General features: G+C 45.0%; 3 protein-coding genes. 2 read left to right on the top strand and 1 reads right to left on the bottom strand.

Annotated elements, in window-relative coordinates:
- Positions 1–239: 239 nt before the first annotated feature.
- Positions 240–1,856 carry a Ppx/GppA phosphatase family protein gene (locus QUB70_RS04790; protein ID WP_332978677.1) on the bottom strand — a complete coding sequence of 539 codons (1,617 nt, stop codon included), beginning with the start codon at positions 1,854–1,856 and terminating at the stop codon, positions 240–242.
- Between the two features lie 95 nt (positions 1,857–1,951).
- Here QUB70_RS04790 and QUB70_RS04785 point away from each other — a divergent pair, with 95 nt between their 5' ends.
- Together QUB70_RS04785 and QUB70_RS04780 are read left to right on the top strand one after the other, a co-directional pair.
- A complete protein-coding gene (locus QUB70_RS04785; RefSeq protein ID WP_332978676.1) occupies positions 1,952–2,836 on the top strand; it encodes a 4-hydroxybenzoate solanesyltransferase in 885 nt (294 codons plus the stop codon).
- Positions 2,837–3,463: 627 nt separating this feature from the next.
- On the top strand, positions 3,464–4,036 hold the full coding sequence (locus tag QUB70_RS04780) for a hypothetical protein (RefSeq protein WP_332978675.1): 573 nt from the start codon (positions 3,464–3,466) through the stop codon (positions 4,034–4,036).
- The last annotated feature ends 58 nt before the right edge of the window (positions 4,037–4,094 follow it).

Below are 4,094 nucleotides of genomic sequence, written 5' to 3'. Positions count from 1 at the left end.
AGGGTGCGTCAGAAGCGAATGTTTTGACGATAGACAGATAATCCTCGTCTGACGCACCCTACGGTTAGTTGTTGTAGGGTGCGTCAGGACTGAATGTTTTGACGATAGACAGATAATCTTCGGCTGACGCACCCTACGGTTGGTTATTGTCGTTATTGTAGGGTGCGTCAGGACTGATTTTTTTGACTACAGACAGATAATTTTCGCCTGACGCACCCTACAGTTGCTCCACTTCCTATTTAAACTGGAACAAAATTAGGCTCCAAAGCTGCCACTAATTTGAGATTATACTCATCTTCAAAACACGGCTTTTTATAATCCAAACTCCACAGTTCCAGAGCGCAATCGTCCCCAGGATTGAGCGGTTGCAGCCGCAAGTGAAACTCTCGAACTTCCGGGCGGTGTTCGCATTTGAAATCAGAGATTGCGCCAATCTGCCGCCTGTCTAAAGCCACAGCCAACCGCAGAAAAGGATGCAATTTACTAACTACTTCCCGGTATTTTTTCGTGAGAACTACAAAATTTTCGTGCTTCTTTTTCGGAGGGTTTTTTCGGTGATAGCGAGCCAAGTTGGCAATTACTTCAATCTCTGTTTCAGTGTATCCTAATAACTCACCATTGCGAATTAAATAGTAAGAATGCTTGTGGTGCGCCGAATGGCTGACGTATAAACCGCAGTTGTGCAGAATCGCGGCCGCCCACAGCAACTCGCGTTCTTCGGTTCCCCAATTGTGCAGAATTCCTTGAGTTTGGTCGAATAAATTGAGCGCAAATGCTGCGGTTCTTTCGCTTTGTTCTAAATTGACTTGATATTTGTCAGCCATGTGGTGAATGCTGCGCTGGCGGATTGAACCTTGATAGCGCAAGCGGTTTTCAATTAAACCGTGGGTCAGCATCCAGTCAACAATTACGCCTTCTCGTAAAGAGCGATCGCAAACAGTCAGCGATTCCATTCCTAATAGTGTCATCGCTTCTTGCAAAATCAAAGCACCGGCCAGAATAATTTCCGCCCGCTTGTCCGACATTCCCGGAATTGCCAGCCTTTCCGAGTAAGAAAGTTTGCGAAAGCGATTGACTAAATCGCGCAAATCTTTTAAACTTAACTGATATCCGGCTAGGGGACTCGGCACTGTTCCCAAATTTTCGCGAGCGTTAATTGCAGCCAGAGTTTCGATGGTTCCAGCAGTGCCGATCAAGCGCAGAGGTTCGCCAGCCTTGAATTGCGATCGCAATTCGTCGATCGGTCTTTCCAGCGAAATCCGAATATAAGCTTGCAAATAAGCAAACTCCTCCTTGCTAATCGGGTCAGTTTTGACAAATTCTCCTGTTAAGCGAACAGCGCCAATTTTGGTACTGGTGAGACAGCGAGGCTCAGAACTGTCTCCTAAAATCAACTCAGTAGAACCGCCCCCAATATCAATAATCACCTGCGACTCATTGTTAAACTCCATACCCGAAAGAACGCCGAGATAAATTCTCCGCGCTTCTTCCTGACCGGAAATTAAGCTAACATTCAGGTCTAATTCTTCAGCAACTTGTTTGAGAAAATCCCGCCCGTTAGGGGCTTCTCTAACAGCACTCGTAGCAACAGCGATAATTTGTTCAGCATTGAAAGTTTTAGCAATATCTTGAAAACGGCGCAGAGTTGCGATCGCCCTTTCCATCACCTCTGACTTCAAGCACCCTGTCTTAGCCTCGCAATCGCCCAACCGAACCGTATCTTTTTCTCTAGCAATAATCGTAAACGCGGGCAATTTCGGATCGATCCGCGCTATCACCATGTGAAACGAGTTAGTACCCATATCAATAGCAGCAATAATGCGATTTGACTCCGCAGCAGCAAGTGAATTAACCATAGGAGTGTATCGGGGTTGACAGATATTTTTAATTATTCCATGAATTTACTGAGCCATCGGCTTAAAATATTAAAAATCTCCAATCTAAAATTAAAATGCTTACCGAGTCCGATCGCCCAACCGAATCCACATTGCTAACCGTCGCGAAGCTTTTGAGATGGGACAAGCCAGCAGGGCGACTAATTTTAATGATTCCAGCGCTGTGGGCCGTTTTTTTAGCAGCAGACGGGAAGCCTCCCGCAGCATTGGTGGGCGTGATTGTATTGGGTACCTTAGCCACGAGTGCGGCTGGATGCGTGATCAACGACTTGTGGGATCGCGATATCGATCCCGAAGTAGAAAGAACGCGATCGCGCCCGCTAGCATCCCGCGCCCTCACCGTGCAAACTGGAATAGGAGTTGCTTTAATTTCCTTTGCTTGTGCGGCCATTCTCGCATTTTATCTCAATCCTTTAAGTTTTTGGCTGTGCGTAGCCGCCGTACCGGTGATTATCTGCTACCCGCTAGCAAAAAGATTCTTTCCCGTGCCGCAGTTAGTGTTATCAATTGCGTGGGGATTTGCCGTTTTAATTAGTTGGAGCGCCGCCGTTGACGAATTAGAATTAGCGACTTGGCTGCTGTGGGGTGCAGTCGTATTTTGGACGATGGGATTTGATACAGTGTATGCGATGAGCGATCGGGAAGATGATTTGCGTTTGGGCGTGAATTCCAGCGCTATCTTTTTCGGGGATAATGCCGCTAATGCTGTGGGTTTTTTCTTTGTTGGTACTGTCGGTTTGTTAGCAGCAATGGGAATTAATCTGCACTTGCACATGGGTTTTTGGATGGCAATTTTTGGGGCGACGATTTTGTGGTTTTTGCAGTACAGTCAACTGCGGAATGCTGATATTCCGAATCCTGTTTACGGTCAGATTTTTCGCCAAAATGTTTGGGTGGGGTTTGTGATATTGGCGGGGATGATTGTTGGGGAGATTTTTTAGTTTTTTGTAGGGCTTTTTCCACAGGGAAGGGGTGTGAAACTCGAATGATTTAAGTTTGACACAAGAGGTTCAAATCGATTTAATCCTGAAAGCCGGTGTCTCTCTGCTTTGTATCAAAGTCTCCAACCTCTGCACCTGAAAAAAGGGGACGGGCGATCGCTTCTTCTCCCTTTTTCAGGATTATTATACATAAATATACTTAGTTATTCATCCAATTGGATTAAACTTTTCGGAGATATTACTGATGCGCTGGCTTATAAAAACTGATATTATTTTTGTGTATTAGACGAAATTATACTGAATTATTGGAGTATAAAAAACTACGTCTTTTTGTCTGCAGGTATGGAAACTGGTTACAGGCAACACTTTCACCGGAAGAAAATAAATGTCTAACGGTGCCATTTCCTACTCGTTATTAAACACTCAGTGTAAAGTTTCATTACAAAACGCATAAAAACTCCGGCGCACTTCTGATAGATAAATAGCGGCGGAAAGTTAAGCGAGTTTAACGATTTTCTAACCTTTTGCTAATTAAATTGAATTCGCGTGTCGTTACGCGGGTTTGCGGCAATTGCTTGGCTGTGTCGGCTGATTTTTTCCATAGAATTTTATTAATCAAGGTGCATCATGTCTAATATATCGATCGGCAATCTCAACGACAACTATTTCTCCATCGACTTCGCAGGTAAAACTGACCCCACAGACACCTATCGTTTTAATCGGCTGAATACAGGCAGCTTTCGAGTTACGGCTGAAGGATTTAGTTCCATTGTCGGGATGCAGCTTCTCGACAGTCAGGGAAAAGTCGTCAAAGACATCGAAACCAACGGCACAAATTCAGGAACATTTAGCATCGATAATTTGGGCGCAACCAATTATGCGCTCAAAATTTCCGCACCCTCCCGCGATACAAATTATCAAGTTAGTTTAACCCCAGACGGCAAAGTTGACCCGCTGACAGGTTTAGGGGTAGACTCCGGCTTTTTTGCTACAGATTCCACGGGACAAGTTGGCTTTGACTGGCTGCACGACGGCGGCAATTATCAAGGTGAAGTTGCCATTTTCAGCGTGCTGGGAATGGAGAAATTCACCCCTGGTTCTCAGGAATTTATCAAAGAAGCAGCAAGACGATCCCTGACCAATTCTACCTTTGGTCACGTAGTAATTTCTGACCCCACAGAAGCATTGGTGACAAGTTAAGGAAAAAGGGAAATTGTCAAGGGTAGTATTGACATTGATCTGGATCGTGGGAAACTTA

Source organism: Microcoleus sp. A003_D6 (assembly GCF_036702825.1).
In the GTDB taxonomy this organism is placed as follows: domain Bacteria; phylum Cyanobacteriota; class Cyanobacteriia; order Cyanobacteriales; family Microcoleaceae; genus Microcoleus.
This window is presented reverse-complemented; position numbering and strand designations above follow the sequence as displayed.